Annotated in this window: 30 protein-coding genes; 27 read left to right on the top strand and 3 right to left on the bottom strand. The window is 35.5% G+C overall.

Translation table 11 applies throughout. The features are described from left to right. Window positions 1–89 precede the first annotated feature (89 nt). The gene (locus tag C1638_RS02690; protein WP_109617941.1) at window positions 90–1,619 is read right to left on the bottom strand and encodes a S41 family peptidase; all 1,530 of its coding nucleotides are present in this window, start codon (window positions 1,617–1,619) and stop codon (window positions 90–92) included. A gap of 154 nt (window positions 1,620–1,773) precedes the next feature. Between C1638_RS02690 and C1638_RS02685 the strand changes: the two genes are divergently transcribed. After that, window positions 1,774–2,895 (top strand): MBL fold metallo-hydrolase, encoded by a 1,122-nt coding sequence (locus C1638_RS02685; protein WP_228428000.1) that lies wholly within the window; start codon window positions 1,774–1,776, stop codon window positions 2,893–2,895. On the opposite strand, the gene C1638_RS02680 is transcribed toward C1638_RS02685, so the two are convergent. Further along, window positions 2,896–3,183, bottom strand: coding sequence for a GNAT family N-acetyltransferase (locus tag C1638_RS02680; protein ID WP_076351278.1), 288 nt, complete (start codon window positions 3,181–3,183; stop codon window positions 2,896–2,898). A 479-nt stretch (window positions 3,184–3,662) separates the two neighbouring features. Here C1638_RS02680 and C1638_RS02675 point away from each other — a divergent pair, with 479 nt between their 5' ends. The 4 genes from C1638_RS02675 (at window position 3,663) to C1638_RS02660 (ending at window position 7,350) form a co-directional block, all read left to right on the top strand. Further along, window positions 3,663–4,115, top strand: coding sequence for a hypothetical protein (locus C1638_RS02675; RefSeq protein ID WP_109617939.1), 453 nt, complete (start codon window positions 3,663–3,665; stop codon window positions 4,113–4,115). Between the two features lie 164 nt (window positions 4,116–4,279). Then, on the top strand, window positions 4,280–5,185 hold the full coding sequence (locus tag C1638_RS02670; protein WP_109617937.1) for a helix-turn-helix domain-containing protein: 906 nt from the start codon (window positions 4,280–4,282) through the stop codon (window positions 5,183–5,185). A gap of 87 nt (window positions 5,186–5,272) precedes the next feature. Beyond that, the gene (locus C1638_RS02665) at window positions 5,273–6,274 is read left to right on the top strand and encodes an aldo/keto reductase (RefSeq protein WP_109617935.1); all 1,002 of its coding nucleotides are present in this window, start codon (window positions 5,273–5,275) and stop codon (window positions 6,272–6,274) included. 83 nt (window positions 6,275–6,357) lie between these two features. Beyond that, window positions 6,358–7,350 carry an MBL fold metallo-hydrolase gene (locus C1638_RS02660; protein ID WP_109617933.1) on the top strand — a complete coding sequence of 331 codons (993 nt, stop codon included), beginning with the start codon at window positions 6,358–6,360 and terminating at the stop codon, window positions 7,348–7,350. 106 nt (window positions 7,351–7,456) lie between these two features. On the opposite strand, the gene C1638_RS02655 is transcribed toward C1638_RS02660, so the two are convergent. After that, complete coding sequence (locus C1638_RS02655; RefSeq protein ID WP_109617931.1) at window positions 7,457–9,676, bottom strand: NADP-dependent isocitrate dehydrogenase; 2,220 nt, start codon at window positions 9,674–9,676, stop codon at window positions 7,457–7,459. Between the two features lie 170 nt (window positions 9,677–9,846). On the opposite strand from C1638_RS02655, the gene tpx reads away from it, so the two are divergent. The 22 genes from tpx to C1638_RS02545 all read left to right on the top strand — a co-directional run bounded on the left by tpx (window position 9,847) and on the right by C1638_RS02545 (window position 24,768). Continuing rightward, window positions 9,847–10,350, top strand: a complete 504-nt coding sequence (tpx, locus tag C1638_RS02650) for a thiol peroxidase (protein ID WP_109617929.1) — start codon at window positions 9,847–9,849, stop codon at window positions 10,348–10,350. Window positions 10,351–10,422: 72 nt separating this feature from the next. Beyond that, window positions 10,423–10,998, top strand: coding sequence for a Crp/Fnr family transcriptional regulator (locus C1638_RS02645; RefSeq protein ID WP_109617927.1), 576 nt, complete (start codon window positions 10,423–10,425; stop codon window positions 10,996–10,998). A 62-nt stretch (window positions 10,999–11,060) separates the two neighbouring features. After that, entirely contained in the window at window positions 11,061–11,750 is a 690-nt protein-coding gene (locus tag C1638_RS02640) for an alpha/beta hydrolase (RefSeq protein ID WP_109617925.1), read from the top strand. An 83-nt stretch (window positions 11,751–11,833) separates the two neighbouring features. After that, entirely contained in the window at window positions 11,834–12,181 is a 348-nt protein-coding gene (locus C1638_RS02635; protein ID WP_109617923.1) for a VOC family protein, read from the top strand. 13 nt (window positions 12,182–12,194) lie between these two features. Then, the gene (locus C1638_RS02630) at window positions 12,195–12,599 is read left to right on the top strand and encodes a glyoxalase superfamily protein (protein ID WP_109617921.1); all 405 of its coding nucleotides are present in this window, start codon (window positions 12,195–12,197) and stop codon (window positions 12,597–12,599) included. Between the two features lie 136 nt (window positions 12,600–12,735). After that, window positions 12,736–13,947, top strand: coding sequence for a DUF763 domain-containing protein (locus C1638_RS02625; protein ID WP_109617919.1), 1,212 nt, complete (start codon window positions 12,736–12,738; stop codon window positions 13,945–13,947). A 221-nt stretch (window positions 13,948–14,168) separates the two neighbouring features. Further along, window positions 14,169–14,759, top strand: a complete 591-nt coding sequence (locus tag C1638_RS02620; RefSeq protein ID WP_076351300.1) for a Crp/Fnr family transcriptional regulator — start codon at window positions 14,169–14,171, stop codon at window positions 14,757–14,759. Between the two features lie 77 nt (window positions 14,760–14,836). After that, window positions 14,837–15,247 carry a VOC family protein gene (locus C1638_RS02615; RefSeq protein WP_109617917.1) on the top strand — a complete coding sequence of 137 codons (411 nt, stop codon included), beginning with the start codon at window positions 14,837–14,839 and terminating at the stop codon, window positions 15,245–15,247. Between the two features lie 29 nt (window positions 15,248–15,276). Then, the gene (locus C1638_RS02610) at window positions 15,277–15,738 is read left to right on the top strand and encodes a DinB family protein (RefSeq protein ID WP_109617915.1); all 462 of its coding nucleotides are present in this window, start codon (window positions 15,277–15,279) and stop codon (window positions 15,736–15,738) included. Window positions 15,739–15,843: 105 nt separating this feature from the next. After that, window positions 15,844–16,368 carry a DinB family protein gene (locus tag C1638_RS02605; RefSeq protein WP_076351306.1) on the top strand — a complete coding sequence of 175 codons (525 nt, stop codon included), beginning with the start codon at window positions 15,844–15,846 and terminating at the stop codon, window positions 16,366–16,368. A gap of 3 nt (window positions 16,369–16,371) precedes the next feature. After that, complete coding sequence (locus C1638_RS02600; RefSeq protein WP_109617913.1) at window positions 16,372–17,148, top strand: alpha/beta fold hydrolase; 777 nt, start codon at window positions 16,372–16,374, stop codon at window positions 17,146–17,148. 93 nt (window positions 17,149–17,241) lie between these two features. Beyond that, window positions 17,242–17,673 (top strand): VOC family protein, encoded by a 432-nt coding sequence (locus tag C1638_RS02595; RefSeq protein ID WP_076351310.1) that lies wholly within the window; start codon window positions 17,242–17,244, stop codon window positions 17,671–17,673. A gap of 85 nt (window positions 17,674–17,758) precedes the next feature. Further along, window positions 17,759–18,172: an SRPBCC family protein gene (locus C1638_RS02590; RefSeq protein WP_109617911.1), complete on the top strand. Its 414-nt coding sequence runs from the start codon at window positions 17,759–17,761 to the stop codon at window positions 18,170–18,172. Between the two features lie 35 nt (window positions 18,173–18,207). Next, window positions 18,208–18,447 carry a DNA-directed RNA polymerase subunit alpha C-terminal domain-containing protein gene (locus C1638_RS02585; RefSeq protein WP_228427998.1) on the top strand — a complete coding sequence of 80 codons (240 nt, stop codon included), beginning with the start codon at window positions 18,208–18,210 and terminating at the stop codon, window positions 18,445–18,447. A gap of 261 nt (window positions 18,448–18,708) precedes the next feature. Then, on the top strand, window positions 18,709–19,575 hold the full coding sequence (locus tag C1638_RS02580; RefSeq protein WP_109617909.1) for a VOC family protein: 867 nt from the start codon (window positions 18,709–18,711) through the stop codon (window positions 19,573–19,575). A 90-nt stretch (window positions 19,576–19,665) separates the two neighbouring features. Continuing rightward, window positions 19,666–20,094, top strand: coding sequence for an SRPBCC family protein (locus tag C1638_RS02575; RefSeq protein ID WP_109617907.1), 429 nt, complete (start codon window positions 19,666–19,668; stop codon window positions 20,092–20,094). A gap of 62 nt (window positions 20,095–20,156) precedes the next feature. Further along, the gene (locus C1638_RS02570) at window positions 20,157–20,615 is read left to right on the top strand and encodes an SRPBCC family protein (protein WP_109617905.1); all 459 of its coding nucleotides are present in this window, start codon (window positions 20,157–20,159) and stop codon (window positions 20,613–20,615) included. A gap of 33 nt (window positions 20,616–20,648) precedes the next feature. After that, complete coding sequence (locus C1638_RS02565) at window positions 20,649–21,107, top strand: DoxX family protein (RefSeq protein WP_109617903.1); 459 nt, start codon at window positions 20,649–20,651, stop codon at window positions 21,105–21,107. A gap of 171 nt (window positions 21,108–21,278) precedes the next feature. After that, the gene (locus C1638_RS02560) at window positions 21,279–23,288 is read left to right on the top strand and encodes a S9 family peptidase (RefSeq protein WP_109617901.1); all 2,010 of its coding nucleotides are present in this window, start codon (window positions 21,279–21,281) and stop codon (window positions 23,286–23,288) included. A gap of 232 nt (window positions 23,289–23,520) precedes the next feature. Beyond that, entirely contained in the window at window positions 23,521–24,075 is a 555-nt protein-coding gene (locus tag C1638_RS02555; RefSeq protein ID WP_174567008.1) for an RNA polymerase sigma factor, read from the top strand. An 11-nt stretch (window positions 24,076–24,086) separates the two neighbouring features. Further along, complete coding sequence (locus tag C1638_RS02550) at window positions 24,087–24,419, top strand: hypothetical protein (RefSeq protein WP_109617899.1); 333 nt, start codon at window positions 24,087–24,089, stop codon at window positions 24,417–24,419. Window positions 24,420–24,510: 91 nt separating this feature from the next. Beyond that, window positions 24,511–24,768, top strand: coding sequence for a hypothetical protein (locus tag C1638_RS02545; RefSeq protein WP_076351331.1), 258 nt, complete (start codon window positions 24,511–24,513; stop codon window positions 24,766–24,768). Window positions 24,769–25,039 lie beyond the last annotated feature (271 nt).

Genomic DNA, 25,039 nt, shown 5'->3' with positions numbered 1-25,039 from the left:
GGGCTTTCAGCCCGCCGAGTCATTTTTTATAGTTTGTAATTCAATTTTGAATTTAAGCCAATCTCAACAAAATAGATCAATAAGAATAATCAATTTATCTTTTCTCTGGAAATTTCATTCCTTATCCATTCAAGCTGCGGATCTTTTCTATCAATAATATCCTGCATGCTTTCATGAACCACTACATCCGGAACAACTCCCTTTTTAGAATCCGAGAAGCTAATGTCGGGCTGTACAAGAAGCAGTCCGATAGGAAATCTTATTTCGGAATTGGGCAGTTTTTGATAAGAATAAAAACCGGCTACTGTTCCATCATTGGCGCCTCCTGTTTCTTCACCCACAAGGGTTGCTCTTTTATCATTCTTAAGCTTCGCTGTAATAATAGATGACGCAGAGAAACTTCCGCCGTTAATGAGTACAAATACCTTTCCGTTGAAAGCCTCCTTGTTGGGTTTTGTAGGTTTGTCAGCTTTCATTTTATAGAAAACCTTTCCGTCTTTTGTATACGTGCTGAATGCCTGAGCAAAAAAGTAACTTGGATATGCTATACTTTTAAATGCAAATTCCAGAGGAGTACTTTTTCTGAAATAATTAGTTCTTAGAGGAACATCTCTCGATGTCACCTGAGATGGCTTTATCAATGTGAAAGGCTTATCTGTCAAATAAGAGTACAGATTATTAATTTCATATAGAGAACCCCCATAATTATTACGAACATCTATGATGAGGTAACTTGCTTTCGCACTTTTGATCTTTGAAAATGTCTTTTTATAAAATTCCTCAGAATATTCTCTTGAAAAACTTTTTACTTTGATATAAGCAATGGTGCTGTCCTTATCCAGAAATCTAAAACTTCGGTTATAAGAATTGCTGGCAGCCACATAGTCATTCAGCTTTTTATCCTCAGTACGTTTCTTCATTTCCTTATCCTTTTCAACATCGGTATCAGATTTAGATTCCCTGTTTAGAATATAGGTGTGCTTTTCTCCTTTATAAAGGGTTTCAATGGTTGCCTTATCAGAAAGCCCGTTTTCTGCAGTGTAATAGTTGAAAAATAAATCTCTTAAAAAATATGGCTGAAACGTAGTATTATAGCCATCACTGCTGATCAGGCTTCTATATTTTTTTATATAGTCTGAAACAGGAACATTATTGATGGATAGAATCTCAGTTCCCGGCTGGATGTTTTCAATAGAATCATTGTTTTGAATAATATACATCTGATCATTAGAAATGTAATATTCAAAGCGGCTAAACAATCCTTTTTTATGCTCTAGCTTTTTTATTTCCTTTTTAGTGAATTTTTTTCTTGGCATTCTTAATGAAAGATGCCCTTCACGGATGCCCGCAATAACCGGCTGGAACTTAAAATAAAACTGAAGTGGAGTAAGAGGTTCGTTAAGGGTTTGCTTAAGACTGTCAAATTTATGTTCCAATTCCTGCTTGGGAATGTACCAGTACAATTGAGGATGCATCTGTTGTAGTTTTGCATAGGCATAGTCTACATCCTCTTTAAGCTGGTCAGGAGGAATACATGAAGCCCGCTGTTCATTGTGTCTTCTAATGGAAGCGCACGACGAAAGCATAGCCAGAATAAATATTGCCGAATAATTTTTCAATATACCTTTGAGTTTTTTAAGCTGCTAAAATAGAGAGTTTAAAATTAAACATCACTTAAATGAATAATAAATTTTCTGAAACACATGATAAATTTAGTTAAAAAAATAAAGCCAAACACTGCATATTTTCATGTAAATCTAAAAGTTGATACCTTTGATCATTATTTTTTTACTAATGATGTATTATTGGATTATTACGATTGCAGCTCTATTGATAGTAACCTATTTTATCGTGATAAACGGAAAACCATTTGGTGGGATCCCAAAAGGAAAGAGATTAGAGCGTATGAAGCAGTCAAAACTGTATAGAAATAAGCAGTTTCAGAATATCAGTTATACACCCTCTATTGCTGAGGGCTACAAAATGTCAAAAGTGACCTATGATTTCCTTTTTGGTAAAAAGCACCCGTTACTGAAACCCGTGAAAGGAATTCCATCTATTCATACAGATTTGAGAAGTCTTGATAAAAACACTGATGTTTTCATTTGGCTAGGGCATTCATCCTATTATTTACAGACCGATGGGGTGTCTTTTCTTATAGATCCGGTATTGAGTTTATACGGATCGCCATTTAAATATTTCAATAAAGCATTTAAAGGATCGGATATCTATAAACCGGAAGATATTCCGGAACTAGATTATTTGATAATTACCCACGATCATTTTGACCATTTGGATTATCCTACAGTACAATCCATAAGGGATCGAACTCATAGGGCTATTGTTCCATTGGGAGTGGGTGTACACCTGGAAAGATGGGGATATAAAGAACATCAGCTTATTGAAGAAGAATGGGGAACCGAAGTAGAGCTAAAAAATAATATAAAGATTGCCTTTACCCCTGCAAGGCACTTTTCGGGAAGAAGAGTGAGGCAGAATGATACTCTTTGGGCTTCTTATGTACTGGAAACCCCCACAAAGAAAATCTTTTTGGGTGGAGACAGCGGTTATGATTCCCATTTTAAAATGATTGGGGAAAAATATGGTCCTTTTGATTATGCTATTCTTGAAAACGGACAATACGGAGAGGCATGGAGATATATTCATACATTACCGGAAGATGTAATTCAGGCAAGTATAGATATTAATGCAAAAAAAATAATTCCGGTTCATGCTGCAAAATTTGCACTGGCACTTCACCCTTGGAATGAGCCTTTACAAAAGATAACCAGCCTTGGAAAAGAACAAAATTTGGATATCCTCACCCCGATGATCGGAGAGGTTGTTGATCTAAATAATTCAAATCAACAGTTTACAGTCTGGTGGGAAGACTGATTAGGCATGCCAAATGTCTTTGTACCTTGCGGGATGGTTTTCAAACTGCTGACGGACAAAATCACATTCCGGGTCTACAAGCAAATCTTTTTCCTCTGCATAGCGTACCAATTCATCCAGCAGAAGCTTAGCATAGCCTTTTCCCTCATGTTCTTCATCAAGCTTGGTGTAATAAACAATTAGCAGTCTTCCATCAACCTTTATGGACATATAACCTGCTTTTTGCCCATCAAGGAGTAGCTGCAATTCATCCTGATATGGAGATACCATAAATTTTATACTTTCCATAATTATTGAGATTTGGTTGATTAAAAAATAACTTAAAGAACTCCTGAAAGTGTTCTCTCCATTAAAATTACAAAATTAATTGATATGAAATGATAGTTTCCGGGAATCTTAACGAATTTTATAAATATAATTGTGAATAGTAAGAGATTTAAAAATGAGGTTAGGATAAAAATTTTTATTATTAAATTTTAATATAATAAGTTTTTAACCTAAGTAAAACTCATTTGACTTTATCAGATACCTAAAGGTATAAAAATTAGGGCTTTGAGTATTGAAAGTTAAGATTTGTATCCTAGTTGTTTAAGAATGTAAGAGAAATATAATCAGGATTTATTCAACGGATAAAATAAATAATTTCTAAAATTATTTAAAAGATAATCAGTTATTTATACTTTTTGTTAACAATTATTGGCAATTCCTTTTAATTATTGGCACTTTAATTGACTATGTCATCATGTTTAATTTAAAAGAGGAATGAAATGAAAAAGTTATTGTTAACCTTATTTTTGATTGGAACGTTCAGTATGAGCTATGCCCAATCAGATTATTATAATGATTATAGGAGAAGTATTGCCGATGTTAACTGGCAGACTGTAGTTGCAGATCTGCTGCTTTCCAAAGGGCAGGCCAACCAGATTTATGTATTGAATGATAGATACCGCGATTATGACACATGGAATAGAGTGTACGTTGTAGATCCGGGAAGATGGAGAGGAGATCGTTATTCAGAGCTGGAAAGAATTCTGGGAAGAGAAAAATATAATACTTTTAAAAAGAGATATTATAAAGGACAAAATCCGGTGATTGTATACGGAAGAAATAAGAACGATTATAAAAAATATCGTAAACAACAGGAGAAATACAATAAAGAACGCTCTAAATATTATAAAAAACAAAATAAACATCATGGGCACCATGGTGATTGGGATTAGACCATTATCAACTATATATACTCACTATTTAAATTGGCTGGCATTCTTGTCAGCCATTTTTATGATTAAAATTATGATGGGAATGCAAATGTTAAAAAGCAATCTTTCCTATTCAAATAAAATAATTTATGAATTAATTTGTTTGAATTTTATAACTTTGATAGATGGAATCAACAGAATCATTAAGCGGTTTTTATGAAAGAAATGCTCCTGATCAGGGATTGCAATGTATCGGAACGAATGGGATGGGACATTTTAATGTTTTTTCAAGGGAATTCTGCTCTCTGTTATCACCTTACAGCAGGAGAGATTACTACAAAATTTCATTAATCATAGGAAAAGGAAAGCTTCATTATGCTGATAAATGGATTCAGGTGGATCGCCCGGCATTATTGTTCTCAAATCCTATTGTTCCTTACTCATGGGAGGCTGATGACGAAGATCAGAAAGGTTGGTTTTGTCTTTTTACAGAACAGTTTTTGCAGAATGGAAGCCGCTTGGGAAACCTTCAGGATTCTCCGCTTTTTAAGATTGGAGGAACTCCGGTTTTCTTTGTAGAGGAAGAACAGCAAGAAATACTTTCGGATCTGTATACCAAAATGATGACGGAGATTCAATCGGATTACATTCATAAATATGATATGCTTAGGGCCTATCTTCATTTGATGATTCATGAAACAATGAGAATGCATCCGGCAGAAACCTTTGAGCCTTACCAAAATGCATCACAAAGAGTAGCCTCTTTATTTATGGAACTACTGGAAAGACAATTCCCGATTGATAGTCCTGAGGCATTTTTAAAGCTAAAAACCCCAAATGATTATGCCCAGAGTCTTTCCATTCATGTCAACTCTTTAAACCGCTCAGTGAAAGAGATTACAGGAAAAACCACGAGCCAGCAGATTACTGGACGGATCATTCAGGAAGCGAATGCCCTGTTGACCCATACAGACTGGAATGTTGCTGAAATAGCCTATGGATTGGGCTTTGAAGAACCTGCTTATTTTACCAATTACTTTAAAAAACAAACGGGAGTAACCCCAAATGCCCTTAGAATGAACCTTGTTTGAATTTTATAATTCTTAGTTTGAATTCTATACGAAAGATGGACCTTTCATGTTCTAATTTTGTCTTATAAAATTAAAATCAAAACCATCATGAAATTTAGAAAATTAGGAAATACAGGTGAGCAGCTTTCTGCTATTGGATTAGGTTGTATGGGAATGAGCTTTGCTTACGGTCCCGCAGATGAACAGGAAAGTATCAATACTTTACATAGAGCATTAGATCTAGGAGTTAACTTTTGGGATACTGCAGATATGTATGCCAACGGAGAAAATGAAAAGCTGATCTCCAAGGTTTTAGTTCCAAACAGAGATAAGATTTTTATTGCCACTAAATTCGGATTCAGGTTTAAAGATGGAAAGGCCAGTCATAGCGGTGCTGCGGGTACCTATTTCGACGGCTCACCGGAATGGATTAAACAAGCAGTGGATTTAAGTCTTCAAAGGTTAAAAATAGATACCATAGACTTGTATTATGCACACAGAGTTGATCCAAATATACCTGTAGAAGAGACTGTAGGAGCGATGGCTGAATTGGTAAAAGCCGGAAAAGTAAAATATATCGGTCTATCTGAAGCTTCAGCAGAATCAATAAGAAAAGCCAATACAATTCATCCCATTACTGCTTTACAATCAGAATATTCTATCCTTACTAAGGATGTTGAAAGTGAAATACTTCCAACCATCAGAGAATTAGGAATTTCCTTGGTTCCGTATTCGCCGCTGGCAAGAGGTCTTTTTGCCAATATCAATGAAGTACAAAATCTTGGTGACGATGATTTCAGAAAATCATTACCTCGTTATCAACAGGAATATCTGGAGAATAATACTAAACTGGCTAATGAAATTAATGAGTTTGCAGCTTCCAAGGGGGTGAAAGGAACTCAATTAGCATTGGCTTGGGTACTGAATCAGGGAGATGATATTATTCCAATTCCGGGAACCAAACGAATCAAATATCTGGAAGAAAATATAGCAGCCGTTAATATTGATCTTTCCCAATCCGACTTGGATACCATTGATGCCATTCTGAAAAAGTATCCGAATGTAGGAGAAAGATACAGTGAGGGTTCTATGAAATTAGTAAACAACTAAAGACTATACATAAACTGGGTTTCTGAATAACAGAAGCTCAGTTTTTTGTTAGATATACAATTTGAAAAACACCACATTACAATATGAACAGAAGAGACTTATTAAAAAACGGATTATTGGCAGGAGCATTAAGTTTTGTTCCTTTTTCTAATGTTTTTGCAGAGACAAAGACAAGTCCGGAAAAACCTGAAGATGATTTATCCGGTTTTAAAAAAATAAAATTGGGAGAATTGGATTTGTTTATCCTTACAGGCGGATATATTCATGAAACAGATGTAAATTCATTTGCTCCACGAGGGAACGTTTCAGAATTGAAAACCATTCTTAAAGATAATTTTAGACCGGAAGATTATATTGATATGGCCCTGAATTTTCTGTTGATTAAAACAAAGAATAGACTGATTTTAATGGATTCAGGAATGGGGATTTTTGCCGATGAAAGATCTGGATTTTTGTTGAAAAGCCTCCAAAAGGCAGGATTTGCAGCAAAAGATATTACTGATGTTTTCATTTCTCATGCACATCCGGATCACATAGGTGGAGTAGTGGATAAGCAAAATTCTCTTGTTTTTCCCAATGCCAATATTTTCATTTCAAAAACTGAATATGATTTCTGGATGCAGGCTTCCATTAAGGATTTTAACAATAGTGCTTTGAAAGCAAAACCGGAAGTGCTCAGTCAGATTATTCCGGCACTTCAAAATATATTGAAAACGATTAAGCCCAAGTTGAAATTCTATGACTTAAACAATCCATTGTATGAGTATTTCAGTTTTCAACTGGCTCCGGGGCATACTCCGGGTTTAATAGTTACTACAATCTCTTCAGGGAATGAAAAGCTCATATATATTGCAGACCTCATTCATTCTGATGTTATTCTTTTCCCTCACCCTGAATGGGGGTTTTCTGGAGATACAGATCTGGATATTGCTACGGCTTCAAGAAAAAAGCTGCTCCTACAATTGGCAGATACCAAAACCAGAGCTTTTGCCTGTCATTTGCCTTGGCCGGGACTAGGGTTTACAAAGAAGAAAGCCGATGCGTTTGAATGGATTCCTGAGGGGTTTATGAATTAGGTAGTGAGTGATAGATCAAGGCTTGACGAACAATTCAATTTTTACATTTTTAAAATAAAAAAAGCTCCTTAAAAAAGGAGCTTTTCATTTATATCAGTATCAGCAATTAAATTGCATCAACAATTTCATTTAAAACTGTGCTTGGTCTCATTGCTGAATACGTTTTATAAGTATCAGTTTTGTAGTAACCATCAATGTTTTGAGGTTTACCTTGAGCACCAATTAATTCTGCATTAATTACTTCTTCATTTTCCTGCATTGCTTGTGCAACCGGAGCAAACTGAGCAGCTAATTCAGCATCAGTAGTTTGGTTAGCAAGAGCCTCAGCCCAATACATTGCTAAATAGAAGTGAGAACCTCTGTTATCAATCTGACCTACTTTTCTTGCAGGAGATTTATCTGTAGCCAAGAACTTAGCGTTTGCCTCATCCAATGCATCAGCTAAAACCTGAGATTTTGTATTCCCTTGAGTTTGAGCTAAATGTTCTAAAGATGCCTGTAATGCCAAGAATTCACCTAGAGAATCCCATCTTAGGTATCCTTCTTCAAGGAATTGCTCAACGTGTTTTGGAGCAGAACCTCCGGCACCTGTTTCAAATAAACCACCACCATTCATCAATGGAACAATAGAAAGCATTTTTGCAGAAGTACCAAGCTCAAGGATTGGGAAAAGGTCAGTTAAGTAATCTCTTAATACGTTTCCTGAAACAGAAATTGTATCCTTACCTTCTCTTGCTCTTTTTAAAGTTTCTGTCATTGCGTCTTTTACATCAAGAATTCTGATGTCTAGACCTGTTGTATCATAATCAGCAAGATATTTTTCTACTTTTTTGATGATCTCTCTGTCGTGAGCTCTTCCTTTGTCTAACCAGAAGATCGCAGGAGTATCAGAAAGTCTAGATCTGTTTACAGCCAATTTCACCCAGTCCTGAATAGGAGCATCTTTAGTCTGACACATTCTGAAGATGTCATCTTTTTCTACTTTTTGAGAAAGAAGAACATTTCCAGCTTCATCCTGAACCTCTACAGTTCCGTCTGCAGATAATTGGAAAGTTTTGTCGTGAGAACCATATTCCTCAGCTTTTTGAGCCATTAAACCAACGTTTGGAACAGATCCCATCGTGGTAGGGTCTAATTTTCCGTGTGCTTTCATATCATCTATTACAGACTGATAGAAACCTGCATAAGAACGGTCCGGAATGATACAAACTGTATCTTCTTCATTTCCTTCCTTGTTCCACATTTTACCTCCACCTCTTACAAGGGCAGCCATAGATGCGTCAACAATAATGTCAGAAGGTACGTGGAAGTTAGTAATTCCTTTGTCAGAATTTACCATTGCCACTCTTGGTCCGTCAGCAAGAGCTTTTTCAATGTCAGCCTTGATGTCAGCTTCCTGAGCATTTCCTTTGATTTTTTCAAAAAGATCAGCAAGACCGTTATTTGGGTTAACATCTAAAGATTTGAAAGTCTCAGCATATTTAGTAAATACATCCTTGAAGAAAGTTTCTACGATAGCTCCGAAAATGATTGGATCAGAGATCTTCATCATCGTAGCTTTAAGGTGAGCAGAAAGAAGTACATTTTTGTTCTTAGCTTCTTCGATAGCTTCCTGAACGAATACTCTCAATGCATTTAGGTTCATTACAGAAGAATCGATTACTTCACCAGCCTGAAGACCTGCGAAGTCTTTCAGTAAAGTTTCAGCACCGTCATTTCCTTTGAATACGATTTTATATTTTGTAGCGTTTTCTAATGTAGTAGAATTTTCTGTTCCGTAGAAATCGCCATTGTTCATGTGAGCTACGTCAGTTTTGCTGTCAGATGCCCAGTTACCCATTCTGTGAGGGTTTGTTTTAGCATAGTTTTTAACAGCCTTTGGAGCACGTCTGTCAGAATTTCCTTCTCTTAATACAGGGTTTACAGCACTTCCCAGAACCTTTGCATATTTAGCTTTGATTGCTTTCTCTTCATCATTCTTCGGCTCTGCAGGATAATTTGGAACTGCGAAACCTTTAGCCTGTAGTTCAGCGATAGCAGCGTCAAGCTGAGGAACAGAAGCAGAAATATTTGGTAATTTGATGATATTAGCTTCAGGCTTAGTCGCCAGTTCTCCTAATTCAGCCAAAGCATCACCAATTTTTTGGTCATCCTTTAAAAACTCAGGAAAGTTAGCTAAAATTCTTCCTGCCAAAGAAATATCCGGAACAGCGATCTCAATATTTGCTGATTTAGTAAAAGCTTTTACAATAGGTAAAAATGAGTGTGTAGCCAGCATTGGAGCTTCATCCGTTAACGTGTAGTAAATTTTTGATTTTTCTGACATTATACTGTTATTTGTTATTTGAAATTTTAAGTCCCACAAATTTAGTTAAAATTTAAATTTTGGGATGAATTCTACGCCTAGATTTTTTACTTTAAGATTAATTTAACCTTAATTACACAGAAAAAAAATCTATTTTTGATTAAATTTGAAAAACTAAAAAAATAAATATTATGTCAACGACAATCACTTTAAAAGGAAACGAAGTACACACAATAGGAGCATTACCATCAGTAGGAACAAAAGTTAAGGATTTTGCCTTAGTAGATTCTGGGTTAAATGTAAAGACTCTTCAAAACTTTGAAGGAAAGAAAAAAGTATTCAATATTTTTCCAAGTATTGATACTCCAACTTGTGCTGCTTCAAGTAGAAAATTCAATGAAGAAGCTTCAAAATTGGATAATACAGTAGTAATTAATGTTTCTAAAGACCTTCCTTTTGCATTAGGAAGATTCTGTGCAGCAGAGGGATTGAACAATGTAGAGACTCTTTCTGACTTCAGAAGCAGCTTTGGTGATGATTATGAAGTGACCATTACAGATTCTCCTTTGAAAGGCTTGCTAAGCCGCGCGGTGATTGTTACAGACGAAAACAATAAAGTAATTTATACAGAACAAGTTTCAGAAATTGCAAACGAACCTAATTATGATGCAGCGCTTACAGCCTTGAATCAATAATAGAAATAATCTTTTAAAAAGCCTTGTGAATGAACTTTTGCAAGGCTTTTTTGAATCTAAAATACACCATAAATGATGTCAGACCACTACACAAAATACGGAGAGCTATTTCAGGTAGATCAGGAGCATTTCGATGAATTTTATGCACTCCTTAAAGATACTAAGCTTTTAAAATCAGACTTTTTCCTGAAACAGGGTGACAAATGCAGATATCTGGGATTTATTAAAAAAGGAATCATCAGAAGCTTTTATATTAATGATCAGGGAAAGGAAATCAACTTTGGATTTTATTTTGAAAATGAATTTTTCACCGATTATGAAAGCATTCTTTGTGATACGGTCTCCAATATGAATATTCAGGCGTTGGGAGATTGTGAAATTCTGCTGCTGAGTAAAGATCATTTGCAGGCATTATATCAGAAAGAAGCATACTGGCAAAAATTTGGACGGGTGATGAGTGAAAAAATTTATTTGGACGCCAAAAAAAGGATTGATGATTTATTATGCCTGTCTCCAGAAAACAGATACTTAAATCTTTTAAAACAACAACCCCTTCTTTTCCAGAAAATAGCACAAAAACATATAGCAAGTTATCTGGGAGTTACAGAACAATCTCTTAGTCGAATCCGTAGTAGAATTATAAATTAACTTAAGTTAACGTCAGATGAAATTTTAGGTCGTAGTTTTACTATTATCAAATTTTAATTATTATGGAACAAAAAGATTTAACCATTATTTTGGTACACGGAGCTTGGGGAGATGGTTCTCACTGGCAGTATGTTATCCCTTCACTTGTAAAAGCAGGTTATAAAGTAAGAAGTGTTCAAAACCCTTTAACTTCTTTGCAGAATGATATTGATAAAACAAAAGATCTTATCGATGCTCAGGATGGAAAAGTACTTCTGGTAGGACACTCTTATGGTGGAGCTGTTATTTCAGGTGCAGGACATCATGATAAAGTAGCCGGCCTTGTTTATATTGCAGCTTTCGCACCTGATGCAGGAGATAGTTTAGGATCCCTTTTAGGAAGAAGGGAATCTCCGGGTGGCGCAAGTATTTATCCTGATGACAAAGGGTTTTTATGGATCAAATATGATGAGTTTAAATCCGCTTTCTGCCAAGATTTGGATGATGAAAAAGCTTTGGTAATGGCATTATCCCAAAAACCGATTCATGGGCAGTGTTTTGGTGATGTAGCGGGTGAACCTGCCTGGAAAGTGCGACCAAGTTGGTATCAGATTTCATCGAATGACCATATGATTCCTGCGGAAACAGAAAAAGAAATGGCAGAACGTCTTCAGCCTAAGAAAATAATTACTTTGGATGCTGGGCATGCTTCGTTAGCATCTCATCCCGAAGAAGTTACACAGCTTATTTTAGAAGCCGCTTCTTCACTCTAGAAAGTAATTGAGAATAAAGAATTTATAAAGCTCTGGAAAATTTTAAGTATTTTCACAGAGCTTTTTTTATTAATATAATTGAAATGGTAAAGAGAATTGTAGCCAATATAAAGACCAATGATCTGGCAGGAAGTAACCACTTTTATCAGGATATTTTAGAGCTTGATGTTTTGATGGATCATGGTTGGATCAAGACCCTTGGTAACGATGAAGAGACAAAGGTGCAGATCAGTTTTGCTCAACAGGGAGGAAATGATACAGAAGTTCCCGATCTTTCTATAGAAGTAGATTATGTGGATGAAATTTATAGTAAAATGAAGCAGGCAGGCTTTGAGATTACTTACGAAATTACCAATGAAGATTGGGGAGTCCGTAGGTTTTTTGTAAAAGATCCATTTGGAAAATTAATTAATATTCTTTCTCATCAATAAAATACAGCATACTATGAAAGCAGAACAGATTATTCCTGTGCTCAGGATTTTTGATTACCAGAAAACACTTGAGTTTTATATTGACTGGCTAGGGTTTGAAATCGTATGGGAACATCGGTTTGAAGAAAATTTTCCCGTTTATATAGAGGTGAAAAAAGAGAACATGGTTTTTCACCTGAGCGAGCATCATGGCGATGCAAGCCCAGGAAGCAGTATTTTTATCTGGGGAGAGGGTGTTGTAGAATATCACAAAGAACTCATCGATAAAAATTATAAATACAACCGTCCCGGGCTTGGGAAAACCTTTTATGATGCAGTCTCTTTCACTGTGAATGATCCTTTTGGAAATAAGATTATTTTCAATGAAAAGTTTGATGAAAAGAAGCACGGAGCCTTAAATCTTCACTCAACTCATTGATCTGAAAAGCAGCTGTTCTAAAAAACTCCTTGGGATTATAAAAGTAATTATTTGTCTTTTTTTACTTATTTAAACTTGGCTGTGTTCATGATGAATTTGAAATATTAAGCCTAACTTTGTTTTCCAAAATTGACAAATGAAACGTTCAGGAACAGCAGATCTGCCTCTTCACTACGGTAAAGTACCGCCGTGGTTGTACGAGCGTATGTCTATTCTTGGACTTTCCATTGTTGAAGTGATTCTCATGGATTATGGTAAGGATGAGGTATTACGCCGGTTAGCAGACCCGTTTTGGTTCCAGAGCTTTGGAGCAGTAATGGGAATGGATTGGCATTCTTCAGGAATTACCACTTCTGTTATGGGAGCCTTGAAACGGTCTATTAATCCCAATTCCCAATCACTGGGGCTTTATATTTGTGGAGGAAAGGGAAAGTTTTCCAGAGAAACCCCATCGGAACTCATTCAGATTGCTGAAAAAACAGGTCTCAACGGTACTGAATTGGTAAGAGCCAGTAAACTTTCTGCCAAGGTGGATAATACAGCTATTCAGGATGGATATCAATTGTACCTGCATAATTTTGTCTTGTCAGATAATGGAAACTGGAGTGTTATTCAACAGGGAATGCATGAATCTGACGGAACTGCAAGACGATATCATTGGCATTCTGAAAACATAACTTCATTTGTAGAAGAGCCACATACAGGAATCAGTGGTGTTTCAAGAGGGCATATTTTAAACCTCACAGATTCAGAAGCGGCAGGAAATCGAAAAGGAATTTTGGATATTTCCCACACAGACTCTATAGATGTAATGAAAGATTTTTCAAGGCTGATTCTTCCTGCTCATCATGATGTTCGGGCTTCGGATGTTGATCTTAAACGTCTGGGAGCACTTTTATATGTAACCCGAGAACAACAACCACAGAATTTTGAGGATTTGTTGATGTTGGAAGGAGTAGGGCCCAGAACAATGCAGTCTTTGGCCTTAGTCAGTGAAGTAATTCATGGTGCTCCGGCAAGATTTGCTGATCCTGCAAGGTTTTCCTTTGCCCACGGAGGTAAGGACGGTCATCCTTTTCCGGTTCCAATTAATACCTACGATGAAAGTATCAGTATTCTCCGAAGAGGAATAGAAAAGTCCAAACTCGGAAACTCTGACAAATTGAATACATTAAATAAACTCCATCAAATAATAACCACCGCCGAAAAAGATTTTACCCCGGATTTTGATATTCAGGAAGTCATTGAAGAAGAAAGACAGAATTCATGGCGCTTTGGTGGTAAAACAGTATTTGGAGATGCTAAGAAACCTGATTCTTCCAATGGTATTCAGCTGTCCCTGTTTTAAGATTCCCGATAAAGACAAAAAGAGATATATCCATTTCCATTATCACTATTACCATATTTTCACCAAAAAACAAAACATCTGTTTAATTTTTTCAATTGATTAAAATATTTTACTTTCAATAAGGTATGTGATTTAAATTAAGGGAAAAATTATTTTGTTTAATATTTTTTATCTTCATTCAATTAAAAATTCTATTTTTAAAGTCTTAAAAAAACGATCTGATGACTAATAAATCCTTAGAAATATGCTATGATTTCCCATTTTTCTTTCAGGAAGAGCTTGAGGAAATATTTCAGGCACACGAAAAGACATCATTTCAAAAAGGTGATTTTATTCTTGAAGAAGGAAAAACAGCCAATGAATACTATATTCTGGATAGCGGTTTGGCTCGCTCATTTGTTAATGATTTCAACGGAAATGAAGTAACCACCCACTTTTTTGTAGAAAATGAAGTGATTATTGAGGTTTTATCAATGTTTCAAAGAATTCCGTCTCAGGAAAATATTGTCTGCATTACAGATTGTGAATGCTGGAAGCTGGATTATGATACCTTTCAGGAGCTATTCCATAAAATTCCCAATCTAAGGGAATGGGGGAGATCATGGATGTCCAAGGAACTCTTTGCTTATAAACAAAGATCTGTAGAAATGTTTACCCTTTCTGCTACCAAAAGATACCTTAATCTGTTGGAACAGAAATCCAAAGTAGTACAGTTTGCTCCATTGAAGCAGATAGCTTCGTATCTAGGTGTAACAGACACTTCCCTGAGCAGAATCCGTAAAGAATTGGTTTCACATCCCAAGAAAAATTAAATCTTGCCCTATGACAAGTAGATTTTCATTACACCTTGGTAATTTTGGTTTAAAGTTTAACACCAAAAATTACAAAAATGAAAGTCAATCAAATCTATGTCAATCTACCTATAAAAGACGTACAAAAAACCAGAGAATTCTGGACGAAGCTGGGGTTTTCCATTAACGAGCAGTTTTCAGATGATAAAGCAATATGTGTAGTAATGAAAGAAGATTATATCTACACCATGTTTTTGAAAGAAGAGTTTTTCCAAACATTTACCAACAGACCTTATGCTAAAGGAGACACCACGCAGGTGCTTCTTGCCATTGGAGTAGACAGCCGTGCAGAAGTGGATCAGATCGTGAAGACAGCCATTGAAAACGGAGGTTCAAAGTATAGTGAATCCATGGATCATGGATGGATGTATCAAAGTGCTTTTGCAGATATTGACGGTCATCAGTGGGAAGTAATGCATGCAGACGCTTCTCAGATTCCTACAGAATAATTTATCAGTCTACCCATCACATTAGAAATATGGAAACAAAGTCGAATGAGATAGAATTGGTGAAAAACCAGATATTCAGCAGTCTCAAAATAGTTACTTTAAATACAGAGGGAATTACCCATGAAGAATCAATGATTTTTCCTAATGATGAAGCCAATTGTATGAACTGGATTCTGGGACATTTGATCTACATCAGAAACAGCTTATTGAATATTTTAGGAGAAGAATCAATTTGGGATGGTGAAAAATTCTCATGTTACAACAGAGGTGAAATTGCCTGGGACAGAAAAGCAGAGTTTATAAATTTTGATGAACTCAAATCATATCTCCAGCAATCACAAGATAAGTTGGAAGCCAAATTGAATGTCCTTGAAAACTTTAAGGAAGAAAATGTGAAAGATATTTCAACACTCTGTCTCCACGAGATTTATCACGGAGGGCAGCTAGGGTATCTCCGAAGAATTCTTGGAAGACCAGGAGCCATAAGATGATATTAAAATCTGTAAGAGAACAGTGCTTAAAAGCATTATCAGAAGTTAAAGTCTCGTCTTTATATTTTCCAATATTTACTTTTAAATCCATAAAAAATAGTTAAAATGGACACACCAAAATCAAAAAAAATAGAACTCATCATTCCGGCTTACAGAATGCATACCCAAGGCTTTATGAATGTTTTGGATGGTATTTCGGAAGAAGATGGCTTGAAAAGAATTGAAAACAAAACCAATCACATTGTATGGATGGCAGGGAACTTTGTGAATATGCGCTACGGCTTGGGCTGGGTACTTGGACTGCAGGAACAGGATCCAAACAATGATCTTTTTTTTCAGGGAAAAGCTTTGGATGAAAGCATTAAATACCCAACCTTGGCAGATTTGAAGAAGAACTTCCATGATATTTCTCCAAAAGTATATCAAAAATTATGGGAAATAACTGATGAAGAACTGGATGAGATCTTTGAAATAGGCATGAACATTCCCTTTGTAAAAGAAACAAAGCTCAATTTTGCGGGAATGTGCATTGGTCGAGAAGATTATCTATGCGGGCAAATAGGTTTGATGCGTAGAATCTTAAACTATCCGGGAATGAAGTATGATGTGGATGAAAACCTTAATTACTAACCTATGAATCCTGTAGAAAAAGGCTATAAATGGGTGAATGGGATACAGTTGTATTATGAAATCTACGGATCCGGAAAACCATTAGTGTTGATTCATGGTGGCGGTTCTTCTATTTTGTATGATTTTAAAGAAGCCATTACAAGGCTGGAAAGCAAATTTCAGCTTATAGGGATTGATCTTCAAAATCATGGACGAAGCGAGCATCGTGATATTCCTGAAACATTTCAGCAGGATGCCGATGATGTGGTTGCTCTTTTAGCGGAAATAAACATAGATAAAGCCTCATTTTGGGGATTCAGTAATGGCGGAAACACTGTGATGCAAATAGCTCACCGCCATCCCAATATCGTAGAAAAAATGGTGGTTGCATCCGCATTTTATAAAAAAGAAGGCATGATGGATGGCTTCTTCGAAGGGATGCAGGAAGTGACCTTTGAATCAATGCCTGAACCATTTAAGATCAATTTCTTAAATCTCAATCCTGATTTTTCAAAACTGGAAAATCTCTTTGATAAGGATTGCAAAAGAATGCAAACCTTTGAAGACTGGGGAGATGAAATTCTTACCTCAATACAATCACCTACATTATTCATTAGTGGTGATAAAGACGTAATGAAGCCGGAACATACGATAGCAATGTGGCGTTTAGTGAAAAATTCTACGTTAATGATACTTCCCGCAACTCACGGAACTTATATGATGGCTGACTTCGATGGGAGCATCAATGAAAATTTACTGGACTTTACAGTGAAAGAAGTAGAGCAATTTCTGAATAATTAAGACAATAAATAACACTTGTGGCATTGGTGTAATTAGTGAATGATCCTTGTCATTTGTGTTTCCCATAAACAATAACATTTAAAATTAAAAATCATGGCAAAATTAAATCCGTACCTAAATTTCGATGGAACAGCTGAAGAAGCTTTTAACTTTTATAAATCTGTTTTTGGAGGCGAGTTCGTAGGAGAAGTTCATAAAATGGGAAATGCTCCCGGTACTGAAAACCTTTCAGATGAGGAAAAAAACAGAGTGATGCATATTGCACTACCCATAGGAAGCGACCTTTTGATGGCATCAGATATCGTTCCGGGCTTTGGACAAACCTTAACGGTAGGAAATAACAACTATGTTTCTATTTTCCCTGATTCAAGAAACGATGCAGAAAGAATTTTTAAAGGGCTTTCTGAGGGTGGAAATGTAGAAATGCCCCTTGAAGATCAGTTTTGGGGTGACTATTTTGGGAGCTTTCAGGATAAATATGGTGTTCATTGGATGGTGAATTATAATGAAGAGTATACAAAATAACCTTATATTTACTATATTTAACTAACCATAAAAGAGGTGCCTGTTTTGGGCAGCTCTTTTATTCAAATCACTAAAAAGTAGAACAATGGATCCAATTAAAATAGACATTACAATTTTAGCTCCAGTAGAAAAAGTATGGAATTATTTCAATGAGCCTAAGCATATTACGAAGTGGAACTTTGCCCATGAAAGCTGGCAATGTCCTAGCTCAGAAAATGATCTGAAAGTAGGAGGGAAATTTAAAAATAGAATGGAAGCAAAGGATAAAAGCTTCGCATTTGACTTTGAAGGAGTGTATGATGAAGTTGTTCCTTATGAGAAAATTAAATACCATATGGAAGATGGAAGAAAAGTTGAAGTAATTTTTGATAAGATTGACGAAAACACAACGAAAGTTATTGAAGTTTTCGATCCGGAAAAACAAAATTCTGTGGAAATGCAAAGAGATGGCTGGTATGCTATTCTCAATAATTTCCATAAGTATGTAGAGAACCACTAAAAATATTTTTTGTAGCCATGATCAATTTAGTTATCATGTCAAAGAGTTTGAATTCCATTTATGCTATTAACTATGATCCCAAAGAGGATTTTCTTCTTGGTGTGATTGCAATCCCGGCAAGAAACGCCTTGAAAAAAGAGAAAATAGATTCTTTGGAAAAACTGTCAGATTATTCTGAAAAAGAACTTCTGCAGCTTCATGGTTTTGGAAAAAACGCAATGATGAAATTAAAGGACCATATGACGGAGAATCAGTTTTTTTTTAAGGAAGCGTAAAAAGTAAAGTCAAATTTTTTATTGTGTCATTGCAAATAAAGAAAGATCATTTCTTTACGTGCAAAGACATAAGATTTCTCTTGCTTTATGTTTTCATAGGAAAGAATGAATTGTTGTAAGATTTAGAAATTGTATCACAGATAAAATTTCTATTCTTTTTTTGCACGAAAGTTTTACAGATTTATAATACTTGATCTGCTAAATTTATCAATCAATAAAAAATAATTAAACTATATAAAGCCAATTTTAAAATTGAAACTTATGAATAAAGATATTTTCCCATGTCTCTGGTATGACGGAGATGCCAAACAATCTGCAGAGTTTTACTGTAATGTCTTTGGAGGAGAGATTACTGCAGATACCCCGGTTGTGATGAACATTGATTTGTTCGGACAAAGGCTGATGCTTTTGAATGGTGGGCCACAGTTTAAAAAGAACGCTTCCATTTCGTTCATGGTAATTTGTGATACAGAAGATGAAGTTCAAAAATATTGGGATAAGTTGCTGGAAGGAGGAATTGCTCTGATGGAGCTTGGCTCTTATTCATGGAGCAAAAAATATGGATGGGTTCAGGATCAATATGGAGTTACATGGCAGCTGTTTCTGGGAGAAAAATCTGGTGATCAGAAAATAGTTCCTACCATGATGTTCATTCATCAAAACAATGGTAAGGCTAAAGAAGCAATGGAGCTTTATACCCAAACGTTCCCGAATTCAAGCATTGGAAATGTATTAAAATATGGGGATGGAAGTGAAGGACATCCTATTCCGGAGCCGGCAGAAAATGTTCAGCATGCCAATTTTGTAATTGACAACTATACTTTATTCTGTATGGATAATTCCTATGATCATCAATTTGATTTTAATGAAGGAATCTCATTGGTCGTAATGACCGATGATCAGCAACAAACCGATCATTATTGGAATACACTCACTTCAAATGGAGGGAGAGAAAGTATGTGTGGCTGGTTAAAAGACAAATACGGTGTAAGCTGGCAGATTGTTCCTAAAAGACTCATTCAATTAATGAATGATTCTAATCAGGAAAAAGCTTATAAAGTAGTTCAGGCCATGATGAAAATGCAGAGAATAATTATTCAGGATTTAGAAGACGCATATAATTCTTAAAAAACTTCGGCTTATTGTTTGATGCTATTTATAAAAGCTTTGCTCTTAAAGAAATGGAGCAAGTCATAATCAAATTCAAAATTTACAGGTATGGAGATATTATCATATGAAATAGAGATCAATGCAGAACCCGAAAAAGTATGGAGTGTCCTTTGGGGAGATATTACCTACAGGCAATGGTCAACTGCTTTTGCGGAAGGCTCTTTTTATGAAGGAACTCTGGAAGAGAATAATATCATCAAGTTTTTTGATCCCAAGCATAACGGGATGTACAGCAGAATTGAAAAAATTATACCCAATGAGGAAATAAAATTTCTTCATCTGGGCGAAATTTATGATGGTATTGAGGTTCCACAGAACTGGGGAGATGCAACAGAAACCTATTTTTTAGAGGAAAATGAAAACGGAACCTTATTAAGAACAGAAATTCACTCTCCGGAGGAATTTAAAGCATTTTTTGAAGAAAAATTTCCCAAAGCACAGATGATTATTAAGCATCTTTCGGAAAACCAACTTTAAATCGGTTGAAAGTAAGTCAGATGGGTTGGGAAGTATTATAATTAATCACAAAATTTTAAAATATGGAAACCCTATCTTACGAAACAATAATCAATGCTCCCTTGCAAAAAGTCTGGGACATTCTTTGGAGTCCTGAAACATATAGCGTATGGACGCAGTATTTCGGTGCAGGATCATCTATCATGAAGTCTGACTGGGAAGTAGGCGGTAAAACGTACTTTCTAAATGACAAAGGTGACGGAATGGTCTCTACTATAGACAGTCTGGATGAACCTAACCAAATAGTTTTTAAACACCTGGGAATGATAGAAAACGGAATAGAAGACACCCAAAGCAAAGAGGTAATGGAGTGGAATGGATGCTTTGAAAAATATTTTCTAATCGACTATGAGGGAAAAACAAAACTTCATGCTGAGGTTCAGGTTGAGAAACAATGGCGAGATCATATGAATACAGGTTTTACAAAAGGATTGATCGTGGTGAAAAGCCTTGCCGAAGGAGTCAATCTTACTTCAGTATAAATTACATTCCTTATTATTTGAATTTAAAAACGTATGAAATTATTAGTAATCCTATTCGGCACATTTATATTGGCTTTGCTTGGAACCACAGTTTTTCAGGGAAAACCAGACTTCGTATTCTCAGGGAACCTTGGAATGGCGGTATTCATCATATTTACAGGTTTCTCTCATTTTAAGTTTCAGAAAGGAATGGCGATGATGATCCCGGAGTTTATTCCCGGCAAAATGTTTTGGGTATATTTTACCGGACTTTTAGAAATCGCTGCAGGAATAGGTTTAATGATTCCCCCTATTCGTGAGATGACGGCAATCTTATTAATCATATTTTATGTGTTGGTCTTTGTGGCTAACATCAATTCTTCCAAAAAGAATATTAATATTTTTAAGGCAGATTATACAGGCCCGGGGATGCAATATCTTTACGCTCAAAGGATTCCTATGCAGATCATTTTAATAGCGTGGACCTGGTACTTTGGAATTTATTTACATTAGATATAAGGCAGCTTTTAAAGCTGTCTTTTTTATTTATTTGATTTTTTTTATAAAAATAATGCTTAAATTATGTAACGTTTTGAGGTTTAAGCTGTCTTATATATAAAAGCTTTAATTTTTTCAATTAAAAGATTAAATGCAAGCAATAGTTTTAACTTTAAAGCATAAGTTATGAATCTAAATTCCAAAATTTTCGGTACAGCTTATATTGTACTTTCTGCTATTATGATAAATGCACAGAGTTCTACATCCAAACTTCCGGGAGATCCCACGCTTCCGTCTACCAAGGCTAATCTTGAGAAGCTTGTTTCTTATGACAAAGGAAACTTCAAGTATAAAGTTGAAGATTACTTTGCAAGACCAAAGGCTTCCCAATTTAAAATATCGCCGGATGGAAAGTTCCTTTCCTATAAAGAAAAAGACAAGGACAGTAAAAATCATGTCTATGTTAAAGAATTAAGCACAGGGAAAATTACCAAGGCAATTGTAGAAAAAGATGACCTGATAAAAGCCTATGGCTGGTTGAATAAAAACCGCTTATTCTATACACAGGACAAAGGGGGTAATGAGAATATTCATCTTTATGCTGCGGACACCGATGGTAGTAACCTTAAGGATTTAACTCCATTTGACGGAATTACATTAGGCTCAATTATTCCGATAAAAGATACAGACTTCGTTGTAGTGACAATGAATAAGAACAACAAACAGATCTTTGAACCCTATAAAGTTAACTTCGTAACAGGAGAAATAACCCAATTGTATGAAAATAAAGATGCCAATAGCCCTATTGACGACTATATTTTTGATAAAGACGGAAATTTAAGAGGATATACTATTCTTGAAAACGGATTAACAACGAAGACTTACTATAAAGACCTGCAGACAGGGAAATTCAATCTGATTAAGTCAACGGATTGGTCAGATACATTCAGTATTGTCAGATTTAATGATAATTCCAAGAACAAAGACGAAGCTTATGTGGTCACTAATCTAGACAGTGATAAAGCAAAGATTGTTTTATATGATTTAAAGAAAAATGCTGTAATCAAGGAGGTTTATTCCAATCCGGTATATGATGTAAGCTCAATAAGTGTTTCTGGTAAGAACAGAAATTATGAACTGGATTACGTTAGTTATAACGGCGTAAAAGGAGAAACGGTTCCGGTAAGTAAATTCTATAAAGAAATTGATGATAAGCTAAAATCTCAGTTTGGAGATAAGGAATTTGGTATCGTTTCTTCAGATGATAATAATGATAAACTTCTTGTAGTAGTAGGAAGCGATAAGCTATATGGAACGTACTACGAGTATGACACAAAGACCAAGCAAACAAAACTTCTTTATAACCTGATGCCACAGTTGAAAGAAGAGGATATGGCAGAAATGAGACCAATTGAATTCAAAAGTAGAGACGGACTAACAATTCGTGGTTATATTACCCTGCCTAAAGCAGCATTAGAAGGCAAAAAGGTTCCTTTAGTTGTGAATCCACATGGGGGCCCTCAGGGAATCAGAGATGATTGGGGCTTCAACCCAGAAAGCCAGCTGTTTGCAAGCAGAGGCTATGCTACACTTCAGGTGAATTTCAGAATTTCAGGAGGATATGGAAAAGAATTCCAAAAAGCAGGATATAAGCAGATTGGAAGAAAAGCAATGGATGATGTAGAAGATGGAGTAAAATATGCCATCAGCCAAGGGTGGGTAGATAAAGATAAGATCGCAATTTACGGAGGCAGCCACGGAGGATATGCTACCTTGATGGGCTTGATCAAAACTCCCGATTTATATGCTTGTGGAGTGGATTATGTAGGAGTATCCAATATTTTTACATTCTTCGAATCGTTCCCGGAATACTGGAAACCTTACAAAGAGATGGTAAAACAAATCTGGTATGATTTAGATAACCCTGAAGAAGCTAAAATCGCCAAGGAAGTATCTCCTGTTTTCCAGATTGATAAGATTAAAAAGCCATTATTTGTAGTTCAGGGTGCCAATGATCCTAGAGTAAATATCAATGAATCTGATCAGATTGTGAAAGCTATGCGTGCTAAAGGATTTGAAGTACCTTACATGGTAAAATATGATGAAGGACACGGATTCGGAAAAGAACCGAACAGAATCGAATTTTACAAGTCGATGCTAGGATTCTTTGCAGAGAATTTCAATAAGGCTAAGTAAGTTTAAAATTTTTATAATGATGGAAACGGAGGATGTAGTATCCTCCGTTTCTTTTTTGTTATTATTGAGATGTTAGATAGTTAAGTATATAAATAATAGAAAAATATTTTATGAAATAGAAAGCCGATGGATACAAGAAAAATTGAATTCTAAGAAAAATATTATAAATTTATTAAAGTAAAACCAAGAAGACAGTCGTCATATCAGTATGGAGGTTGTCGAAAAAATAACAATGCCACAGAAAGAGAAAGAAAGCATCATCTCGCAGACCGTTTCCAACTACGGAGGAAAGCTGATGTCCTATATTCGTCCCAAAGTGAAAAACACAGAGGATGCAGAAGATATTCTGCAGGAAGTGTGGTATCAGTTCAGCAGCATTACCAATCTTTCCGAGATTGTAAATGTAGGAGGCTGGCTTTACAGGGTCACTGCGAATAAGATTACGGACCGTTATCGTAAAAAGAAAACAGAAAATCTTGAAGATTTTGTTTACGAAGATGAAGACGGTAGTTTTTCCATCAAAGATATTTTATTGATGGATGATAGCGCAGGTCCTGAAGTGAAGATGTTTCAGGATGAGATCTGGAAAAAACTGTTTGAGGCGCTTGATGAACTCCCGGAAAAACAAAGGTTGGTCTACGTAGAGAATGAACTAAACGACAAAACCCTTCAGGAGATTGCTGATGAACAAGGAGAAAATATCAAGACCATCATCAGTAGAAAAAACTATGCTGTGAAGCATTTAAGAAACAGGTTGAGAAGACTATACGAAGATTTAAAAAGTTAGAAAAAGAAATTATGAATCATAAACACAAAAAGGGCTGGATTTTTTTATTCTTATGTCCACCATTAATTTTATTAGCCGTTACATGGATTGTAATGATGCTATGGAATTGTCTGCTTCCGGAAATTTTAGGAGTAAAGGCCATTACGTTCTGGCAGTCTATGGGAATATTGATCTTAAGTAAGATCCTTTTCGGAGGTTTTCATTTTGGTAAAGGAATGAGAGATTTCAAGGAAAGAAAAATGAGACAAAGCATGGAAGGGTGGTCGCCCGAAGACAAAGAAAAATTCAAGGAAGTATGGAAGAATAAATGCTCCGGAGGATTCTTCAACAGAAACAACGAATAATTTAGAAATTTTAAAGAAGTAGTAAAGTAAAATTAAAATTCATTCGTCTATATAAAAAACAAGAAGTAGTAAAATTTAAAATTTTGAAAAAATGAAAAATTCAGCATTAAAAGGTGCTCTTGGAGCATTAGCCGTTGTAGGTGTAGCTTTAATCGCTAAAAAAGCAGTACAAAGAAAAAGATTTATTAAAGGTATTTTTGATGAATACGGAATCAAAGAAAAATCTCCATTTGGATTAGCTGACAAGATCAGAGAAATGAATAATGAAGAGTATGAAGCATTGAAAGGAAAATTCAAAAAGGAATTCGCTTCAAGATGCTGCAGAAAAGATAATACCTGCGAAGCATAATTCGTAAAAGACTAAATTGAAATTGTTTAATTCCGGCGCGGGAAGCTGAGCTTCCCGCGCCGGAATTTTTTTATTTTATAGATTATACTTTATTGCTTTCCCGCTTTCTCACAGATGATATTGATATATAGTCATTTGCAAAATCTGCGTGAATACTATTTTAATACTAAGTTTAGATTTCTTGCTATCCTCGGAATGAAAAAACTGCTGTTGAAATTTTATTGAAGATAAAATCCTAGTGCCTTAAAAGCAACGACCTTATAAAACCTTT

Origin of the sequence: Chryseobacterium oncorhynchi, assembly GCF_002899895.1 — a bacterium.
GTDB classification, from domain to species: domain Bacteria; phylum Bacteroidota; class Bacteroidia; order Flavobacteriales; family Weeksellaceae; genus Chryseobacterium; species Chryseobacterium oncorhynchi.
The sequence above is the reverse complement of the archived record's forward strand: the minus strand, read 5'-3'. Positions and strand labels throughout refer to the sequence as shown.